17 protein-coding genes are annotated in these 19,852 nt (G+C 44.6%); 11 read left to right on the forward strand and 6 right to left on the reverse strand.

Annotated elements, in window-relative coordinates:
* Positions 1–7 precede the first annotated feature (7 nt).
* The gene (locus E4N65_RS03710) at positions 8–754 is read right to left on the reverse strand and encodes a copper homeostasis protein CutC (RefSeq protein WP_253674087.1); all 747 of its coding nucleotides are present in this window, start codon (positions 752–754) and stop codon (positions 8–10) included.
* A gap of 144 nt (positions 755–898) precedes the next feature.
* Between E4N65_RS03710 and E4N65_RS03715 the strand changes: the two genes are divergently transcribed.
* From E4N65_RS03715 to E4N65_RS03725, 3 genes are all read left to right on the forward strand, one after another.
* Positions 899–1,660 (forward strand): hypothetical protein, encoded by a 762-nt coding sequence (locus E4N65_RS03715; protein WP_253674089.1) that lies wholly within the window; start codon positions 899–901, stop codon positions 1,658–1,660.
* A 201-nt stretch (positions 1,661–1,861) separates the two neighbouring features.
* Entirely contained in the window at positions 1,862–2,743 is an 882-nt protein-coding gene (locus tag E4N65_RS03720) for a helix-turn-helix transcriptional regulator (protein WP_253674090.1), read from the forward strand.
* Positions 2,744–2,754: 11 nt separating this feature from the next.
* A complete protein-coding gene (locus E4N65_RS03725; RefSeq protein WP_253674092.1) occupies positions 2,755–4,167 on the forward strand; it encodes an MATE family efflux transporter in 1,413 nt (470 codons plus the stop codon).
* On the opposite strand, the gene E4N65_RS03730 is transcribed toward E4N65_RS03725, so the two are convergent.
* Positions 4,129–4,572, reverse strand: coding sequence for a GNAT family N-acetyltransferase (locus E4N65_RS03730; RefSeq protein ID WP_253674093.1), 444 nt, complete (start codon positions 4,570–4,572; stop codon positions 4,129–4,131). The two genes, E4N65_RS03725 and E4N65_RS03730, sit on opposite strands and share 39 nt — an antisense overlap.
* A gap of 429 nt (positions 4,573–5,001) precedes the next feature.
* Between E4N65_RS03730 and E4N65_RS03735 the strand changes: the two genes are divergently transcribed.
* The 5 genes from E4N65_RS03735 (at position 5,002) to E4N65_RS03755 (ending at position 8,790) form a co-directional block, all read left to right on the forward strand.
* The gene (locus E4N65_RS03735; protein ID WP_144389636.1) at positions 5,002–5,325 is read left to right on the forward strand and encodes a hypothetical protein; all 324 of its coding nucleotides are present in this window, start codon (positions 5,002–5,004) and stop codon (positions 5,323–5,325) included.
* A 74-nt stretch (positions 5,326–5,399) separates the two neighbouring features.
* Positions 5,400–5,942 carry a PH domain-containing protein gene (locus tag E4N65_RS03740; RefSeq protein ID WP_044013047.1) on the forward strand — a complete coding sequence of 181 codons (543 nt, stop codon included), beginning with the start codon at positions 5,400–5,402 and terminating at the stop codon, positions 5,940–5,942.
* A 116-nt stretch (positions 5,943–6,058) separates the two neighbouring features.
* The gene (locus E4N65_RS03745; protein ID WP_044013044.1) at positions 6,059–6,499 is read left to right on the forward strand and encodes a hypothetical protein; all 441 of its coding nucleotides are present in this window, start codon (positions 6,059–6,061) and stop codon (positions 6,497–6,499) included.
* 31 nt (positions 6,500–6,530) lie between these two features.
* A complete protein-coding gene (locus E4N65_RS03750; protein WP_044013042.1) occupies positions 6,531–7,787 on the forward strand; it encodes a leucine-rich repeat domain-containing protein in 1,257 nt (418 codons plus the stop codon).
* A gap of 10 nt (positions 7,788–7,797) precedes the next feature.
* The gene (locus tag E4N65_RS03755) at positions 7,798–8,790 is read left to right on the forward strand and encodes an SEL1-like repeat protein (protein ID WP_052185440.1); all 993 of its coding nucleotides are present in this window, start codon (positions 7,798–7,800) and stop codon (positions 8,788–8,790) included.
* A gap of 151 nt (positions 8,791–8,941) precedes the next feature.
* Here E4N65_RS03755 and E4N65_RS03760 read toward each other — a convergent pair whose 3' ends face one another.
* On the reverse strand, positions 8,942–9,985 hold the full coding sequence (locus E4N65_RS03760) for a GNAT family N-acetyltransferase (RefSeq protein ID WP_253674094.1): 1,044 nt from the start codon (positions 9,983–9,985) through the stop codon (positions 8,942–8,944).
* Positions 9,969–11,267 carry a hypothetical protein gene (locus E4N65_RS03765; RefSeq protein ID WP_253674095.1) on the reverse strand — a complete coding sequence of 433 codons (1,299 nt, stop codon included), beginning with the start codon at positions 11,265–11,267 and terminating at the stop codon, positions 9,969–9,971. The genes E4N65_RS03760 and E4N65_RS03765 overlap by 17 nt, the downstream gene beginning before the upstream one ends.
* A gap of 89 nt (positions 11,268–11,356) precedes the next feature.
* Between E4N65_RS03765 and E4N65_RS03770 the strand changes: the two genes are divergently transcribed.
* Together E4N65_RS03770 and E4N65_RS03775 are read left to right on the forward strand one after the other, a co-directional pair.
* The gene (locus tag E4N65_RS03770; protein WP_371921823.1) at positions 11,357–13,774 is read left to right on the forward strand and encodes a Lon protease family protein; all 2,418 of its coding nucleotides are present in this window, start codon (positions 11,357–11,359) and stop codon (positions 13,772–13,774) included.
* A gap of 19 nt (positions 13,775–13,793) precedes the next feature.
* The gene (locus E4N65_RS03775) at positions 13,794–15,530 is read left to right on the forward strand and encodes a TrkH family potassium uptake protein (RefSeq protein WP_253674097.1); all 1,737 of its coding nucleotides are present in this window, start codon (positions 13,794–13,796) and stop codon (positions 15,528–15,530) included.
* A gap of 59 nt (positions 15,531–15,589) precedes the next feature.
* Here E4N65_RS03775 and E4N65_RS03780 read toward each other — a convergent pair whose 3' ends face one another.
* Positions 15,590–17,083, reverse strand: a complete 1,494-nt coding sequence (locus E4N65_RS03780) for an ATP-binding cassette domain-containing protein (protein WP_235619735.1) — start codon at positions 17,081–17,083, stop codon at positions 15,590–15,592.
* Positions 17,055–18,077: an ABC transporter substrate-binding protein gene (locus E4N65_RS03785; RefSeq protein ID WP_044013034.1), complete on the reverse strand. Its 1,023-nt coding sequence runs from the start codon at positions 18,075–18,077 to the stop codon at positions 17,055–17,057. The genes E4N65_RS03780 and E4N65_RS03785 overlap by 29 nt, the downstream gene beginning before the upstream one ends.
* Positions 18,078–18,383: 306 nt before the next feature.
* Between E4N65_RS03785 and E4N65_RS03790 the strand changes: the two genes are divergently transcribed.
* Positions 18,384–19,838 (forward strand): phospholipase D-like domain-containing protein, encoded by a 1,455-nt coding sequence (locus E4N65_RS03790; RefSeq protein ID WP_235619734.1) that lies wholly within the window; start codon positions 18,384–18,386, stop codon positions 19,836–19,838.
* The last annotated feature ends 14 nt before the right edge of the window (positions 19,839–19,852 follow it).

Genomic DNA, 19,852 nt, shown 5'->3' on the forward strand with positions numbered 1-19,852 from the left:
TCGCTTATTATTTTACGGTGCCGATAATTTCGGACATTGCGCCGAGGTCGGCTGTTTCAAACCGGTCTTCCGGCGGGTAAAGGACTCCGCCGTAGTAGATGGCGGGGTTCTTTGCCGTGGAAGGTTCGGCAACGGCTTTTAACGCTGCAAAGTGAATCTGGTTGACGCCGGTGCCTTTTATGAGCTTCGCTGCATTTTTCTTTGTAATGCCGCCGCCGGGTAGAATTTCTATGCGGCCTTTTGCGTGCTTAACCATCGCGGCGATCAGCTCCATGCCTTCGTAGGCGGTCGGTTCCTGTCCGCTGGTGAGTACACGGGTAAAGCCGAGATCAATCAAAATATCGAGCGTTTTAAGGGGATCGGGTACGACATCGATGGCGCGGTGGAATACCTTTTCTTTATCGCCTGCAATTTTGATGAGCGCTTCGCACCGCTTTTCGTCTATCGTTCCATTCTTTTTTAAAAAGCCGAATACGATACCGTCCGCTCCGTTGTCGATAAACAGTTTTGCATCTTCTTTCATCGTCTTAAATTCGGATGCGGTGTACAAAAATCCTGCGGCACGGGGACGAACCATCGTCATCACTTTGAGGTTGGTCTCTTTTTTAACGAGGAGAAGGGTGCCGAGCGAGGGGGTTAGCCCTCCCAAAAATAATGAAGAATTTAATTCAATTCTTGCAGCGCCGGCTTTTTCGGCTGCAATCGCATCATCGAGCGAGCCTGCGCAAATTTCAATGGTAATAGTGCTTTTCATTCCATAATTATAGAATACCCCTTATGAAAGGTCAACGATGTATTTCTCCGGTCTTTTCTAAAAAATATGTTTTCTCGTTGTAAAAACATCGGATATCGATTATGATAGCAAAACCGTTAAGAATATAAGAGAAGGAAAACCGGTATGAAACAATTCATCAATCTTATTCGATCGATCGTATCCGATATGAGACTTCTGGGGAAACCGTTTATCAACTATACGCTTGCCTATATAGGTTTGGCAGTTGTTTCAAACGTGCTTTCTCTGTTTAACAGTTCAAATCAGGCTGTAAACTCTCTTATAACTCTTTTAATTCTTGCCGTAGCTGTTTTGCAAACAGCCGCTATTGTCTATTTTCAACGCGCATATATAAAACAACAGATAGGGAATGTCGTTTTCAATTCTATTTTTGCCGTAATTCTGCACCTCTATGTTATTTATCTTATTCAGTTGCTTATTATCACAGTACCGGTTGTCTTTGTTATGCTGATGTTCCGTTCGGTACAGCCGGAAGTATCTGGTTTTGCCTCCGTTATGGATTGGATAGGTAAAGGCTTGGTTTTTATTCTTCTTTTATATTGGTTCAGCCGATTGGTGTTTGTACCGACTATCTTGGTGTATAAAAAAGAAAGTATGAAGATGAAGCATATTATCGCCGAAAGTAAAGCTATTTTCAAAAAAAATTTTTTTGTTGTTCTGCCGTTTTTCTTTATACTGTATGCAACGGCTTTTTATGCCGGTTTTACTCTTATGGACAATCCGCAGTCGTCGCCGTCATTAGTGCGTGTTATCGTTTTAACCTTAAATGCGTATATTTCTTCAATTTTGTATTGTAAACTGGTCATTAACTATCAACTGCAAATGGCAAGCAGGTATTTGCCTCAGACAACCGGTACGCAGGAGTAAATAGCTACAAAAGGATTTGAAGTAATCCCAGCGAAGTTTTTAGTGATGTCCATGTTATTAGCCCATGCTACTATAAGTAGCGAAAATTTCTCAGATTGTAATATATCATTTCTTTTATAATCACTGCGGTATCGCTATCATTCATTTACAAAACGGGGGATGTTTAAAGTCCGCTCATGCTCTTGATAGAGGAGATTACGTATGAACTTTTCTGGAAAACTTAAAACTTTGCGGAAGCAGCATCATTTGTCACAAGAGGAACTTGCAGAAAAAATCCATGTAAGCCGTCAAGCAATTACAAAATGGGAAAGCGGAAACGGAATTCCTGATATTGGAAATATCATTGCTATTTCAGTTTTGTTCGATGAATCGCTCGATGTGCTTTTAAAAGAAGAAAAAAGTCTTTTATCCAAACATCAATTTTTGTATGAAAGTAAAACGGAATATGATTTAGATACTTTGAAGAAAATCGATGTTAAGATTGGCGCCGCGCATGAGGTCATCATAGAAGAAACAAAAGATGAAAAAATTCAGATTCTGCTGGCTTCAAATAAAATCGCTTCTCTTGCACAGCAGGTAAAAGTTAAGATTGTTGAAAATGCAAAACGGATGGATATTCTTGTAAAGCGTTCTACAGATTTAAGTGATGCGAATAGTATGGAAAATCTTTTTGTGCTACTCCGTATTCCGGTAAAATTTGTTGCAGATATGGAAATCTATTCAAAGACAGAGAATCTGAAAATTCGGGATATTACATTTGAAGCCTTGGAATTTTCCGGTAAAGTTTCAAACTGTTTTTTTACAAATGCCGGCGGACATACAGAGCTTGATACGAATTCCAATCTTTATGCAGAAATTGCTCATTACAAAGGAAAAATCGATTTTAATCAGCTCAAGGCGATTTCTAAAATTAAGTTTGCAGAAAATTCAAACTATTATTTAAAAAATGCCGGACTCGGAACTCGTTTTTTGGATTCCGATAAGAATATACTCATCCGTAAACGCGAGAAAAAAGATCCTCAAATTGAAACGGATGTGATTGTGGAATTGAACGGTTGGAAATCGGAAATTCAGATTTTATAAGGAGGATTTTTATGGAAACGGAAAAACAACGGACACAGATTTTAAACGATAATCTCTGGAAGATTTTAATAGATTTTTCATGGCCGGCAGTTATTGCGATGTTTCTGCTTGGAGCGAATAATGTGCTTGATGGAATATTTGTCGGACGCTTTGCGGAAGAAGGTTCACTTGCAGGTATTTCCATTGCGCTGCCGCCGGTAATTGCGTTTACCGGCTTCGGGCTTCTGATAGGAACGGGAGCGGGCTCCCTATTAAGTATCGCGATCGGTGCGGAAGATACCAATATTCGGCGGCGGTTATTAGGGAATGTGAATGCGCTGGTGCTTATCGCTTCGGCAGCGGTAATGTTGGTGGGCTTTCGTTTTTCGCAGCCGCTGCTTTTTGCGATGGGCGGCAGAGGAAAGGAACTGATGCTCGGTGATGTGTATTACCGGACACTTTTATGGGGCGCACTTCCTTGGATATATACCGTTGCACTCAATACGCTTATCCGCGCCGAAGGTAAAATGAAAACCGCGTCCGTCATCATGGCTATCGGTTTGGCGGTAAACGGGCTTTCAAACTATGTGTTGATGGTTTTGCTCAATCAGGGCATAAAAGGCGCTGCAATCGGTACGAACATCGGTATGATTGTGCAGTCGTTGATCTGTATGCTGTATGTGAGCCGTTCACCGCTGGTACGGCAGGTTGTGAATTCCACGGATAACGGGGCATTCGTTTCTTCGTTGCAGCAAGCATGTGCAATCAGGTTGGACAAAGATATTGTCCGTACGATTATCCAGATGGGGCTGTCCGCTTTTATTATGCAAATTATGATGGTCTTGCAGAGTATGTTGGTGTTGAACGTTATTACCCGTTACGGCACTGCTCACGATATCGCTTTTTACGGCGTGGTTACCCGTCTGTTCAGTTTTGTCATACAACCGCTTGCCGGATTTATGATTGCGATGCCTCCCATCATCGGTATTAATTTCGGAGCGGCGCAGTCTGAACGTGTGATTGCCGCATTTAAATGTTTTTTAACGGCTTCTTTTATCCTTGTGCTTCCCTTTTGGATTTTTGCGCTTATCATGCCCGAAGCGGCCGCCGGTGTTATGATGAACCGTGCACTGATTACCTCAGAAAACAGTATACAGATTAGGATCTTTATGGCGCTGCTGCCTGTGATGCCGCTCACGTTTTTAACGTTGAGCTTTTTCCCCGCAATCAATAAAGGTCTCAGTAGTTCCATAATTGCCCTTATGCAGCAGGTTGTGCTGTATGTTCCCGTGATGCTGCTGTTGCCCCGTTTTACCGGTGTCCGTGGCGTATATTACGGTACGCTGTTCATTGAACTGGTAACGGCAATTCCGATCCTCATTTTAATTAAACGCGAATTCCGGCTGTTAAGAACAGGTGTAACCCGCTGGGTAAAAGCGGAGTAATGGGATACTTTCTAACGCTCTTTTATCAAGCACTGCGCTGTTTTTAGGAGAATGATCTCTCCCCGCCTTCCAGTAACTCATTCTGAGCAGCCCGCACTGCTCAAAGCCGAGCTTTTCGTATACGCGGAGGGCGGCTGCGTTTGCGATTTTTACGAAGAGTGCGAAGCCGTGCGCTTCTGCGCTGTGGGTATTGATGAGATGCGTAACAGCTGCTGCGGCTAATCCTTTATTTCGATATGCGGGCAGGGTGTAGACGCCGCCGATTTGGAACCAGTGAAAGACCTGTGCGTTGGTTCCGGCCTTTGCGACGTATCTGTTCCGCTCAATAAAGCCGGTGTTAATTGGAATAGCAATCGCAATTAAGCTGCAGTGCAGGGACGATATCTCTTCCTGCAGTTTTGCCATTTAGCAATAGCTCTATTCTTATTTACTTATCCCCGTAATGGGAACCGCATTGAGCAATTTTTCGCACTATCACTCCTCGATAAGTTCATGTTCGGAAATATTCTTTCCTATTCGTATATCTGCGATTCTCTTATCAAGAATTGCGCTGTTTTCAGGAGAATAAAACGGATCCGCTTTCACTTCAAAAGGTATACGTCTTTCTCTTCCAAGTTTTTTCAGATAAATATTGGTTTAAACGAATGGAAATACAAAAATTTTAAAAATAGTGCTTGACAAACCAATAGGGGGGGGGGGGGTATAATGGAAGAGAAGTTCACAAAACGAATGTTATTCGGAAAGGTGAATGAGTGAAGCGGAATAGACGGCAATATGCGAATGATGCGTTCTATTTGCTTCGGAGAAAGTATATTTTGGAGGAAAAAAAAGATTATGCAAAATCTTAGTGAATTGGATTTCTTAAAAGATGGTACAACTATTTTATCTGAAAATTACTCTTTTTATTCAAGAGATACAGGTGGTAATGAGGATAAAGCTTCATCACCTATGCATTTCGTAATATCAAGAATTGAAAAATCCATCATACTTACAGAAAAAGTTGATGGTTGTAAGCCTCAAGAAATTATTATCCAAGAGGGAAATTTTGCTTTCGACGAAGTGAATAAAGATTTGCTTGTTACTCGTGTATGCTTAGAAAAGAAGCCGAAAGCTTACATTTATATACTCAAAAACTTACATATAAAAAGTATTTCATAAATGAGGTTAAGAGAACCCTCTGAAAATGAAGTTTTTAGGAGTTCCCATTAATTATATGTAAAAGGGAGTAGCAAATGAAATCATTGGAAGCAATACAAGCAGAAATTCAAGCGTTAGGAGCAGTTGACCTATTCGGAACAAAAAAAGAAGTTCAATGCTTACCGGAAATAATGAAAGATACAGAGCATGTCCTCTATTTAACATCCGGTTTAATGAATGGAACAACATGGCTCATCGTATGCACGGAAGAAAGGATTATTTTACTTGATAAGGGGATGTTCTTCGGTATGAATCAGGTAGAAATGGCTTTGGATAAAATTAATTCCATATCATATAAAACAGGATTGATTTTCGGCGCGATTGAAATTTGGCACGGCGGTGCAAAAATGGTCATTGACAACTGTACCAAAGAGTTTGTCAAACCTTTTGTTGATACGGTTAATGTAGCAATAGAAAATTTAAAACGAAAGACATCCGCTGCTCAAGCTCCTGTACAAAGCGCTCCACAGCAGCTGGATATTGCTTCGCAGCTTGAACGGCTTAGTACGCTCGTCGAAAAAGGCTTTCTTTCAAAAGAAGAATTTGAAACGCAGAAACAAAAACTGTTGAATGCTTAGAACGCTTAACGGGAAGCTCTAACGAACCTAATCTTTTAGAGCTTCCTGAGTATTATTGATATTGTTTAGTTGACCTATCTGAATTATTGCAATTACCAATAAAAGGAGAAATGAAAATGCTAAAAAAAATATTGATTGTTGTTATCATTATAATTGCAATCATCGCCGGTTTATATTCGTGTGGCAAGAGAAAAATTTACAACACCATTATCGATACGGTAAAGAACGGATATTTTGAAGGGGTGCAAGAAAATGTTACTATCGGCGAGATGATGGATACGCTCTGTACACATTCTAAATGGGAATATACACCCAATACTGAAAGTGGGCTGGTATATGTTACCTATACTGGGACTATGCAAGGGCAACCGATAGTAATGCAATTTTTTGTTACCAACTTTGCCGGCGAGATGATGTTTCGATTGGATAGCTTTTCTTTAAACGGCGAAATAACTTCACGCGCAGATGATATTTTACGGACACCCAATCAAAGTGCTGAAATAGACATGATACCGTATGCATTGTACAAAGCATATCGTACGGTAAAGGGAAGATAAGAGCGATAGTGTTATGATAAAGGAGTTCACAATGAAAAAAACAATGATGCTTATTTTTGGGTTGCTGCTGATTGTCGGTAGTATTTTTGCAACAGAAAAGAATACAATCGTAAAAGAAAGTCCTGCGAGTGACTTTGAATATGACTTGAATGAGACGGAAGACGGCGTTGTTATTACCGGTTATCGCGGTAAAGGTGGGGATGTTATTATTCCTGCAGAAATTGAAGGGTATCCGGTTGTAGAATGTAATGGCACTTTTGATGGTGGTGGGTATGTAAGTATTACCTCAATTATCTTTCCCGATTCCATTACGAAGATTTCAAATCCCCGACTAAGAGATAGTGAAGCAGTTTTTAAAAATATGCAATCTTTGAAAAAAGTAATATTTCCCAAGCATTTAAAAGAAATACCGGCATATATGCTGTATGACTGTTATAATATAACTACAATACAATTACCCGCAGATGTTGAAATTATTGGAAGACGGGCATTTGGAAATCTAGCGATATCGGATATATATTTACCAAATACTGTACAAAAAATTGAGGACTATGCTTTTTCAAGATGTAGGAATCTTAAAATAGTTACGCTCCCATCATCATTAAAGGAGATTGCAGGATCTGTATTTTCCGAATGTAACAATATTGAAACATTGAACTTATCTGATGGTATTGAAAGTATCGATTCAAAGGCATTTGAAAATACTGCTATTAGAACATTGACGATTCCCTCATCGGTAAAGAAAATCGGCGAGAGCTCCTTTGCAAACTGCAAAAATCTTGAAACCCTTACGTTGTCAGACGGTATTGAAGAGATAGAATCATATGCTTTTAGGGGCACTGCTATCAAAAAACTGGTAATACCGCCGTCCGTAAAACGGATCGGGCAATGTGCTTTCGAGGAGTGTAAACAACTGGAATCGCTGGCTTTATCCGACGGTATCGAGACTATTGGTGCTTATGCTTTTTCTGAAACAGCGATCAAGATGCTTACCATACCGGTATCAGTAAAACGAATTGAAGCAGGAGCTTTTTCAGGAGGAACTTGGAGCGATACAAAACTTGAAACACTCATCATATCTGATGGTATTGAGTTTATTGGCAGGAGAGCATTTAGCAAGTCTCCCAACCTTACAAGTGTAACCTTACCGGAAAAGCAAATTAAATATGGAAATAAAGAATATAGCGACTATGCCGACTGTTTCAGTAATTGCCCTCAAATTCCTTTGAAAGACCGTAAAAAAATAAGAGATACCGGCTATACCGGCGGATTCAATGACGACAAATAAGGAATAGAGTATGCGGAAATTTACATTACAAACAACAGTGCTTTGTATCATACTTATTGCAGTAGCTTTCGTCGGCGGTTATTATGTAGGCCATTTTGTATGTGCAAAGCAAAGTATACAAAAACTATATGAGCAAGCTGATGCACTATTTACGAAAAAAGATAAAACGTTAGAAGATAGGCGGCAAGCGTTTTTTTATTATAAATTAGCAGCTGAGGGTGGACTTACCGAAGCACAATATTCGCTTGGGCTTTGTTATCTTAGACAAGACGGTACCGGAGAAAATGAAGAAGAAGCCTTTAACTGGTTTAGGAAAGCGGTACATGCGGAGGATGATATGACCGCATTGAGTCGCTTGCAGCAAGCAGCGGAAAAAGGCAACAAAAAAGCTCAGTACATTTTCGGCTTTTACTATCGGTATGGAAAAGGAGGAATTGTACAAGATGGAGGAGTTGTACAAGGTGATGAAACAGCTTTTAAATGGTATGAAAAAGCTGCAGAAGCTGGGCTTTCCTATGCTCAAAATACAGTCGGGTTTTGTTATTCTAATGGAATAGGTGTCTCTGTGAATGATGAAATGGCATTGCATTGGTATTACATTGCAGCTGATAATGGCGATACATGGGCGATAAATAATATAGGTGTATGCTATTCGAATGGAGAAGGTGGACTGCATAAAGATAAAAAAACCGCATTGGACTGGTTTCGTAAGGCTGCTGATAGCGGTAATGCTTTGGCTATGTCGAATATCGGTACATATTATGAATATGGGGAAGGCGGGATCCGCAAAGATGAACAAAGAGCGCTGGAATGGCACCGTATGGCGGCTGATAACGGTAATGCTCGCGGTATGCGCAATGTCGGTATCTTTTATGAATACGGAAAAGGCGGATTGACAAAAGATTATTATGAGGCGCAACAGTGGTATCAGAAAGCAAATGAAAGAAGATATAGCGGAATTCAAGAAGACTTAGACAGAATTAGCGCAAAATTGAAAAAATAAACAGTAGCGATGATAACTTTGAAAATCACTTTTTATCAAAGCTGCAGACTAGGGACGATATCTCTTCCTGCAGCTTTGTCATTTAGCAAGAGCTCTATTCTTATTTACTTATCCCCGTAATGGGAACCGCATTGAGCAATTTTACGCACTATCACTCCTCGATAAATTCATGTTCGGAAATATTCTTTCCTATTCGTATATCTGCGATTCTCTTATCAAGAATTGCGCTGTTTTCAGGAGAATAGAATGGATCTTTCCCCCCCCTCCAGTAACTCATTCTAAACAGCCCGCACTGCTCAAAGCCGAGCTTTTCGTATACACGGAGGGCGGCTGTGTTCGCGGTTTTTACGAAGAGTGCGAAGCCGTGCGCTTCTGTGTTGTGGGTATTGATGAGATGCGCAACGGCAGCTGCGGCTAATCCCTTGTTCCGATATGCGGGCAGGGTGTAGACGCCGCCGATTTGGAACCAGTGAAAGCCCTGCGCATTGGTTCCGGCTTTTGCAACAATGTGCCCATCTGTTGAGACTTTGTAGATGTATTCGGTTGCAAGGCGGGCACGCAGCGACAATTTACAGACGGCGGGGTTTATTGGGCGGCCTTCGTAGGCAACTTCGGTATTTTCATAATCAAGCTGGAGAGGAAAGAGTTCCGCAAGATCATTCTCCGTTGCGCGTTCAATCGACAGCGCGGCATTCAGGTTTGACTCCGCTGTTTGAAAGAATGTATCCGTACAGGGTTTGGCGCACCGCATCAGGTAGTAATCTACGGCGGCATCCAGCAGGGCTGGTGTATGTTGCGCAGATACGGTTGCTGCAATCACCCGTTCAAAGAGGAGCGTATGCTCGCGGATGCCCGCAACGGCGTGGAGTTCCGTGTAAGGAAAGTCCTCACTTAAAAAAAATCTGCCGAAAGCTAAGACCGTTTCCTCAGTGATGTCCGTATCGATACAGTGGAACAAAAGTCCATACGTGCTGAACAGTAAGGCCCCGCAGCAGATTTTTTGCGGTTGCGGACAAGTTTGCCGTTGCGAGCAGGTATAGACAGCCGCCGCCTTTTTATACCGCGGAGCGTAGGCGGGGTACAAGCAAAGCCGCAGCTGCTCTGCAAGATCGATGCAGCGGTATTCGTGCTGCCGCACGAATGCTGCCGCGTCATAGATAGTCTCCGGGGTCAGCAGTTCAAAACAGTAGTGCATACCGGTTAAATGCTGCGGCTGCTGCGGCTTTGTCCTGTCTGCCGATGCTGCGGCCGCTGCCTAAGAGTTCCGCTGCGAGGGCATCCTCTGCGCGCAGTTGTCCGAAGCCTGCCAGTTCAGGGTAGGGGCGGATGTAACAATAGAACGGCAGCGGCCGCTCCGGCTGTGTGGGGGCAGTTGCCGGAGCTGCGGAAACAGCGGGAGCTGCCTCAGCCGAACCGTTCCCGCCGGCACCTGCCGCTTGCGCTGATGCTGCATCAGATACGGCGGTAGTATCCGCTGTTGTATTGTCTTCAGGCAGAAGTTCGGGATTGTGCTCCCGCATGGTTTGTATCCATCCGTCGGGGGCGGACGGCAGCGGCTCTTCTTCGGAAAGGCTGAAAAACACACCGGTAAATACGCCCGGATTTTCCGTACAAAAGTGCGCGGCTAAATCGGTATAGATTCCTTCCGCATATAAAAATATCCGTTTATTGCGTCCGTAACGTGCAACCGTTTGTTCGAGAAAGTCGGCAAAAAATGCAGCTGTCTGCGGGTCATCTTCTTTTGGTAAATACCGCTGCTCTTTTTTTCCGACGAGGTGCAGCAGCTTGCGGTAGAGTTCGATGCGCGGAATGACGCCGCGCGGTTTGAGTCTCGTGATTTCCGCAACGGTATAGCCTTGATCCGCCAAAAGAGAGGCAAGCGTTTCCGGCCGTTCGGCGTAGGGAAAGACTTCGGCAATAATTACCAGCGCTCTTTTATCGGCGCCGCCCTGCCGCTCAATCAACAATGCTTCGATAGGATTCCGCGAAGCGGATAGATTACTCGGAGAGGAAGAATCAGGTAAGGTTGAAACGGCGGTTTGTTCGGCTCTACCTTTATCGGTACCGGCGTTTGTTTTATCGGTTAATTCGATCGAACGGACGGTCAGCGGATATTCGGTTCTGATACTTGCTTCCGGCGCAAATCTGAATGCGCAATATGCTACTCCGCAAAAAAGGCACAATAACACAATGCGCAACATCATCGATGCGATGCCGTAAAAATCGTTCAGCATCCCTTGGAAAAACGCAATCAGCCGTATTATTTCCGAAAGGCAGACAATCAGTACAAAGAGAACGAGAATAAAAAGATAGAGGACTATTCCCTGTCCGATGATAATGCAGATACAGACAAAGAGGCTCAGAAAAGGTAGAATAGGAATTGCACGGCCTTTTTTTAAGTTTTTTGAAAACGGGCGCAGTAATACCGGCAGTAAGAAGAGCAGAACGACAAGCTCGCTTAGTAACAGATCGGTCATATTTTTTCCTTTTAGGACACTCTAAAAACTATACTTGAGTTTTTAGAGTTGCCTTTTGTATCTCATAATCATTGAGGAGAGTGAAGCTATTGAATACATCATCAACGTCAAATATCCCGCAGCAGGCTTCGGCACAGGAGCTTCCGCTTTCAGAAATTCAATTCAATATACCGGAATCGAAAATCGCCGCATTAAAAACAAAGGCGCCGCATAAGCCGATTGTCGGACAGCTCCGCGCGGTATCCGCATTGGAACTCGGTTTAAGTATTCGGGACGACGGCTACAACATTTTTATTATGGGAGCGCCGGGAACAGGCCGCCGGACGGTTCTCTCTTCGCTGCTCAAGGACTATAAACCAAATACCGCCGCCTTGCAAGATATTGCGTATGCGCATAACTACCGGCATCCGGCGGAACCGATCGCGCTGTTTTTTCCGGCAGGGGAGGGCAAGAAGTTTCAGCACAGCCTCAAGAATGCAATTGAAGCGCTCTATAAACAGGCGCTGCAGATTGAAAAGTCGGAGAATTTTTTGTCTGCTCAAAAGAAGATTATGTCGGCGGTTGACAGCGACGAAAATTCTCTGCTTGCAAATTTTGAAGTAACGATGCTGTCGCGGGGATTTAAACTCTTGCAGCTGAAAGACGATTCCAATCAATCCGTCGATTTGATTCCGCTCATTAAAGGAAAAGAGGTTCCGTTCGGTGAGCTGCAGCTGCTGGTAGCGCGGAAGAAGTTTTCCGAACAAGCGCTCAACGATTTGCGTGAAACATATTACCGCTCGCTCGATGAGCTGGCCGACCTTTTTGCCCTGCTGCGGAAAAACCGAACGGAGGCGGAAGAAAAACTCAAGCAGCTCTACATCGATTTACTCAAACCGATTATCGCGACGGAGCTTGAACAGCCTCGTACGCTGTTGAACGGCTATCCTGCCGAAACCGATATACAGAAAAAACATAATGAAAAGATTGCGTCTTTTTTAAAAAAGACCGAGGCGGATTTGATTGCCCGTGCCGTGATGTATGCAGCGCCGTTTAAGTCTCCGCGGCACAAGAAGGCTTTTTTCGGACGGTATGCAATCAATCTGATTTGCGAAAATACGGAGGATAAATCCTACGTTATCGACGAAAACCAGCCGAACTTTTCCAATCTTTTCGGGACAATCGAGGGGCACGGTGATGAAGAAGACGGACTGCTGAACGGTCATTTACGGCTGCGCGGCGGAGCGGTACACCGTGCCTTAGGCGGCTTTTTGGTGCTGCGGCTGAAAGACCTTTTGGAAGAAGAAGATTCGTGGGTGTATTTAAAACGGGTGTTGCAGTCGGGACGTATCGCCGTGCAAGCGCCGCCCGCCGGTACCCATACGCCTTCTCTTTTAAAGCCCGAACCGATTCCTGCACAGCTGAAAGTCATCATCATCGGCGGCGAATATTCCTATGAGATTCTCTATCAGGAGGATCCCGACTTTTATAAGCTGTTCAAGGTATGTGCCGAATTCGATTCGGTAATGCCGCTGACTGATGAAAACTTGGCCGCCGTCTTGGCGCTCATCGAAACCTTTGTGAAAGATCGCCATTCGCTGCCGTTCAGCGATTCGGGGTATGCGAAGTTGCTTGCATATACGGTTGAACTTTCGGAGAGTCGGCATTTGATTTCCGCTCAGTTTACGAAGATTGCGGATTTTGTTGCGGAGGCGAATTATACGGCGAAGCAGCAAGCGTGCGAGCTTATCACCGATGAGATCATTACCAAAACAATCGAGCGGCGGCATTACCTTGCGGCCTTACCCGAAGAAAAGTTCGCCGAGATGGTGCAGCTCAAAGAAATTTTAATCGATACCTCCGGCACCGCAGTAGGAAAAATCAACGGGCTTGCCGTAGAGGAGCGCGGCTTCCATACCTTCGGCATACCAGTGAGCGTTACCGCGCAAGCATCGCCGGGTACTGCCGGTATTATCAACATCGAGCGGGAGGCGGGGCTTTCCGGCGAAATCTACGATAAGGCGCACCTCATCATCAGTTCGATTCTTCGGCAAAAATACGCGCCTGATTTTCCGCTGTCGATTTCCGCTGCAATCTGCTTTGAACAATCGTACGGTATGATCGACGGAGACTCCGCTTCCTGCGCCGAGCTTTTCACGCTGCTTTCCGCAATCGGGGGCATCCCGCTCAGGCAGGACATTGCGGTAACCGGCAGTTTGAATCAACTCGGTATGGTGCAGCCGGTTGGCGGTATTTCGGAAAAGATAACCGGCTTTTTCGACACCTGTGCGATTCTCGGGCTTACCGGCACGCAAGGTGTGATGATTCCTCAAGGTAATAAGAACAATCTCTTTTTACCGGAGCGCGTTATCAACGCAATCGCCGAAAAGCGGTTTAGGATATGGGCGGTAAGCAATATCGACGAAGGTATCGAGCTCTTGAGCGGTATGAATACGGCGGATGTTACCGTCCGCGTTTCTGCCGCGCTGCGAGACTTTGCGGAAAAAGTGAAAGCATTTAGAAAATAGAAAAAAGGATTGGACTGATATGAATACCATAGTAACCAAACTCCGTGCAAATCTTTCAGGCGTTGCCTTTATACTTAGTTTAGCGCTGTTGTTTTTGCAGCAGTTCTATGCTTCCCTCGCCGCTACTATCGTTATCCACACACTTGATGCTGTGATCTTGCTTCTTATTATTGCAGAAACATTTTTGCCGATGCGGCATGAAAAATACTTTCAGCAATATTTTCAAAAACATGCGGCACTCTGTGTAAGCACTATTCTTTTTTGTGCCGCCTTTATCTTTTTTAAAATAAAGATCGGTTTTATTCCTTCATCGCCGGAACTGATTCTGATGTTTGCGCTTATAAAAAATATTTTCCTGTTCGGTAAGATCATCAAAAATACTGCGGACACCGCGGGAGGCACTGAACGAGTGATGCTGAACCCTGCAGGAACTTTGCTCGTTTCGTTTTTTATGGTCATCATTACCGGAACCTTTTTGCTGATGCTTCCGGCTGCGACTCCCGGTACCGACCACTTGGATTTTTTGACGGCGTTATTTACCGCTACCTCTGCAGTCTGCGTTACCGGTTTGAGTATTATCAATGTCGCAACGGAATTAACAACGGTCGGCAAGGTTATCCTTATTTTGCTTATTCAGATTGGCGGACTCGGTATTATGGTGTTTTCGTTTTTCGGGATGCTTGCTTTTAGACGTAAACTGTCTATCGCAGAAAAATTGACCGTTTCGTATATGGTGAGCGAAGATGATATGTCGGGATTGTTTAAAGCACTCCGCGTTATCGTGGGTTCTACATTTTTGGTTGAAGCAATCAGCGCCGGATTTTTGTACCTCGGATTTTCCCGTACCATGGGAGTGTCGGTCGAGACACTCGGTTTTGCAGCGTTCCATGCGGTATCGGCATTTTGTAATGCCGGTTTTGCACTCTTTCCGAATAATCTCGAATCTTTTACCGGTGATCCCATTATCAGTTTAACAATCAGTTTTACGATTATCCTCGGCGGTATCGGCTTTGCAGTTATGTACGATACGGTACGCAAAATAAAAACCGAAACACAAAATGTGTTTAAGAAGAAAAAGACAACATTTTTTCTTCCGCTCAATACGCAGATCGTGCTGGTAATGACCGCGGGTGCGCTCTTTATCTCTTTTGCAGCGTTTTATTTGTTGGAACATACCCATGCAATGAAGGATTTCTCTCTGCATGAGCAATATCTCGGTGCCTTCTTCCAAGCGGTTACGCTGCGGACGGCTGGCTTTTCAACGGTGTCCTTTGCTTCGCTGACTAATGCAACGTTGCTGATGATGATTTTTGTGATGTTTGTCGGCGGCGCTTCGGGCAGTACGGCGGGCGGTATTAAGTTGAACACCGTTGCAGTGGTTTTTGCATTTTTCCGCTCGTTCTTAAAAAACGATCGAACAGTCATCATCAAAAAAATGTCGATACCCGATGAGCAGGTAAAAAAAGCTTTTCTTATCCTCGGTTTCGGTTTGACGATTGTGTCCGCTGCCATATTTGTATTGACGGTAACCGAATCGCTGCCGTTTTTACCCATGGCCTTTGAAACGGTTTCCGCTTTTGCAACCGTAGGACTTTCTACCGGTATCACGGCGCAGTTCAGCATTGCCGGTAAACTGATATTGATCTTCCTCATGTTTATCGGCAGGGTAGGGCCGCTTACCATTCTCACTGCTGCCGGAAAAAAGGAAGGCAGCGATACCGTCGAATATCCGTACGGCGCTATTTCGATCGGGTAAAGTTTGAACTTGATACGGCCTTTTGCTTTAGTCTAAGAGAAGTGAAGTGGTAGCGTTTATCAATGACCGTTGGGAACATCCAGCGTAATGCCTTCGATAAGCTGTGTGAATACCGGGTCGTGCGTTACACATAGGACTGTCCGCCGTTGCTGCCGAACAATACGGGAAAACACTCTCGCCGCTGCCTTTTTTGTTTCGGGATCGAGGGAGTCAAAGGCCTCGTCGAGGAGCAAAATTTCCGAAGGGTAGGCGAGTGCACGGGCTAAACTGACCCGCCGCTGCATACCGCCGGAAAGCTCCGCCGGTAGAAAATGCTCAAACCCTTGTAAGCCGAACATCTGTAAATATTGCCGTGCAATACGCTTTGCCTTTTCTGTTCCGTAATCCGGCGGCAGTATATAGCGGATATTCTGTTCTGCGGTGAGGTGTGGGATAAGCCGTAGGTCTTGATAGGCAAAACCGATTTTCGCATTGGACGGCAATATGCGTATCGTTCCGCGTTGAGGATGCAGAAAACCTGCAATTAAAAAAAGCAGCGTTGTTTTGCCTCTGCCGGAGCGCCCGAGGATATAATTTATCCGCGCAGGTTTAACCTCAAGTGAAAAAGATTGAAACACCGGTACCGATTCAAAATTAAAAGAGATACGGTCAATATGTATTTCGGCAGCTTGTTTGCCGATATCTGCATATACATCAGTATCGGAGTATTCTTCGGTGTCGACAGGCGTATCGGAGAAAGCGATATCCGCTGTCTGCATCGCTTTACGGGCTTTATTATATGAAAGGATACGTTTTGCTGCCTGCTCCATAAGAGCGGCAAAGACGATCACAATGATTCCCCACCCGAAAATCGTTGCGGTATCCAACTGAGCACGCGCAATCTGGAACTCCGTACCGATGCCTCGCCGTGGCTGGCTGAGTACTTCGGCAGTAACCATAACCTTTACCAACAACCCCAGCGTTGCGGAATATGCGGTGAGTGTAAACGGCCTAATGGAAGGAATGTACAGCTGTTTGAGTTTGCGCACGAAGGAGACTTGGAAACCGGTAGACATTTGGATAAGACGAATGTCGATGTTTTTAACGCCGTTTACCACGCCGCGGTACAGCAGCGGCAGCGCGATAAGACTTGCAACAAAAATAGGGGTGATCTCGGAATTAAACCATATCAGCGAGAGGAGCAGGACACCCATTGTCGGGACGGCACGCATGGCAGTTTCAAAAGGGCTGAGCGCTGCTTCGATTCGCGCGGACACGCCGGCTGCAATCCCCAGTAAAAAAGCAATAACGGTATCTATAGCGATCGTTGCCGCAATACGTAAAAGCGTTGCAGCAACGGTTAAAAAGAAATCTTCTTTAGTAAGGATATCGGCCGTAGCGGCAGCAATGGCTTCGAGTCTCGGTACAATGAGCGGCTGTGCTATCAGCATGGCTGTCAACTGCCATAGTCCCAGTCCCACGGCGAGGCCGCAGAGCCGGTATACTGTCCGAGTTCGGTTCTTACCGTTGCCGCGGCCCGTATCGCTATTTTGCTGTGGTGTAGTAGAAATCATCCTGAGGCATAGCTCCGCCGATAAATTTCGGATCAGCCTTATATAGAATGGAAAAATATCTCTCAAGAGCAGGACGGGTTTGTTCGGCGTTCACAAACTGCATATTCATCCGGCCTATTCCTTTTGCAATAAGCGGCGCTTGAATACCTTTTTGCAGCTTTGCGGTTGCTTCGCCCGCTTGCTTGGGGTTTTCTTTTGCCCAGTTAATCGATTGTTCCAGTTGAGCTAAGAAGCGAGCAGCGTAATCGGGATGATTTTCGATAAGGCTTTTTTGCACGACCACAACCGCCTGCGGATAGGAGCTGTCGCCGCCGAGTTTTTCTTTCCAAGCGTTCTGTACGTCGAGGAATACCTTTGTTCCGGGTTTTTTAGTTAATACCATGCTAACCATCGGCTCAGGTAAAATAACAAAAGAGCCTTTTCCGCTGATAAAAGCAGCTGCCGCTTCTTGCCCGGACTGTACATAGTTAAAGGTTACGTCCTTATCGGGAGTAAGTCCGTAGGCATTTAAAAGCTCCCGTACCGTGACATCCGGAGTAAGACCTCTTCCGAAAGTGATAATTGTTTTTCCTCTTAAATCTTCGATAGAATTGACCGATTCCGAGGTAAGTCCGTAGAGAATTCCCCAAACAACAGCTCCTGCAAGTCGGACACCGGTACCTTTTGCGTATAAAATAGCGGAGAGGTTTGAAGGGACGATAGCGATATCCGCTTCCCCGGAAAGCAGCCGTGCTTGCAGCATATCGGGTGCTTGCAACACTTCATATTCCGTAACCGCGCCGTCGGCAACAGCGGTGTTGTCAACCGCCATTTTTGCAATACAAATTGCCGGAGCATTAGCGGGCACAACTACTTTTACAGTATAAGCTGCTTGAGCGGATGAATTGCCGGCCGATTCCGTCTGAACCGCCGTGGACGGCTCCTTTTTGCCGCCTGCACAGAGCATCGCGGCGATACAACAAAATAAAAACGCTATAGCATAGTGTTTTTTCATAATATACTCCTTAGATTTAATTTGTAAGCCTATTATAACATATTTGCTCAATCATGTATAGTTTGATTTTTGCGGAGAGTTTAATATGCAGGTGCTCTGCAGCGGGGTATGTTGATTATCCTCGCGTTTACATTTTGTGCTTAATCGGATACAGTTCCCATAAGCGAGGATAATACGAAAGGGAAAAAACGGAGAAAACGCAAAGGATTATATTTACTCAAAAAAGGCCGTAAGGGGCTTGTACGCGCGCTGTTTAGCCGGTTGGGGGTGTTCCTTGTCTTGTTAGGTTTGCAGGCGTTTATCTTGTTGAGCATTCCCTATCGGTTTAAAGAAATATTCCCTTACTATTCTATCGTAGAGTCTTTGTTTACCCTCGTTATGGTGCTGTATTTACTTAATTCGGATATTGACCCTACTGCAAAAATTACGTGGCTGGTGATCATTATGTTGCTGCCGGCATTCGGTGCTTTATTGTTTTGGTATACTCAAAGCGATCTGGGCAACCGTCTTGCACGGAAACGTCTTAATCATCTTTTTGCATTGACGCATGACAGTATCCTGCAAGATCCGCAGGTTGCCGATGCTCTTTCGCTACAAGATAAGGGCGCAGCGGCGCTCGCTCATTATCTGCGCCATACCGGGTGCCATCCCGTGTTTAATCAAACTGAGGTAACGTATTTTTCCTCCGGCAAAGCTAAATGGAAAGAAATGCTTGTTCAACTGAAACTGGCAAAGCATTTTATCTTTTTGGAATATTTTATTATAGAAGAAGGGGTGATGTGGGGAAGCGTGTTGGAAATATTGGCGCAAAAGGCAAAAGAGGGTGTAGATGTTCGAATCATGTATGACGGAACCTGCGAATTTTCTACGTTACCGCATGACTATCCTGAGCGTCTGAAAAAGTTGGGGATTAAATGCAAGATATTCGGGCGGCTTACTCCTTTTCTTTCAACACGCTATAATTATCGGGATCACCGTAAAATTCTGGTTATTGACGGAAGGGTTGCGTTTAACGGCGGCGTGAATTTAGCGGATGAGTATATCAATGTTGTGAATAAATACGGATATTGGAAAGATGCTGCCGTTATGCTGCAAGGTGCTGCGGTTAAGAGTTTTACATTGATGTTTTTGCAGTTGTGGAACCTGCACGAAAAAGAATGGAATTTTAATGAATATTTGAATGTTCCCGTCAAAGCCTTGCCGGTTTCCGCTGCCGGTTTTGTTATTCCGTACGGCGACAGTCCTGCTGATGAGAACAAAGTCGGTGAGAGTGTGTATATGGATATTCTGAACAGAGCGCACCGGTATGTACATATTATGTCGCCCTATCTCATTTTGGACGGGGAAATGGAAACGATGTTGAAGTTTGCAGCAGAGCGCGGTGTGGATGTTAAGCTGATTTTGCCGGGTATACCCGATAAGAAAGCTCCTTATGCATTGGCAAAAACACATTATGCTTCTTTGTTGGCTTCGGGAGTGCAGATTTATGAATATACACCGGGCTTTGTTCATGCAAAAGTTTTTGTGTGTGATGACCGGGAAGCCGTTGTCGGTACCATCAATTTGGATTACCGAAGTTTATATCATCATTTTGAATGCGCTACGTATTTATACGGTGTTGACTGTATCGAAGATATTGAAACGGATTACCAATCCGTATTAAAACAGTGTCGCGCAGTAACGGCTGAAACTGTCCGGCATGAAAAATGGACGGTTAAAGCTTCCGGCATTGTGCTTAAAGCTCTTGCACCATTGATGTAGAGGGCATCTCTAAA

This window comes from Treponema sp. OMZ 855 (assembly GCF_024181145.1).
Classification (GTDB): domain Bacteria; phylum Spirochaetota; class Spirochaetia; order Treponematales; family Treponemataceae; genus Treponema.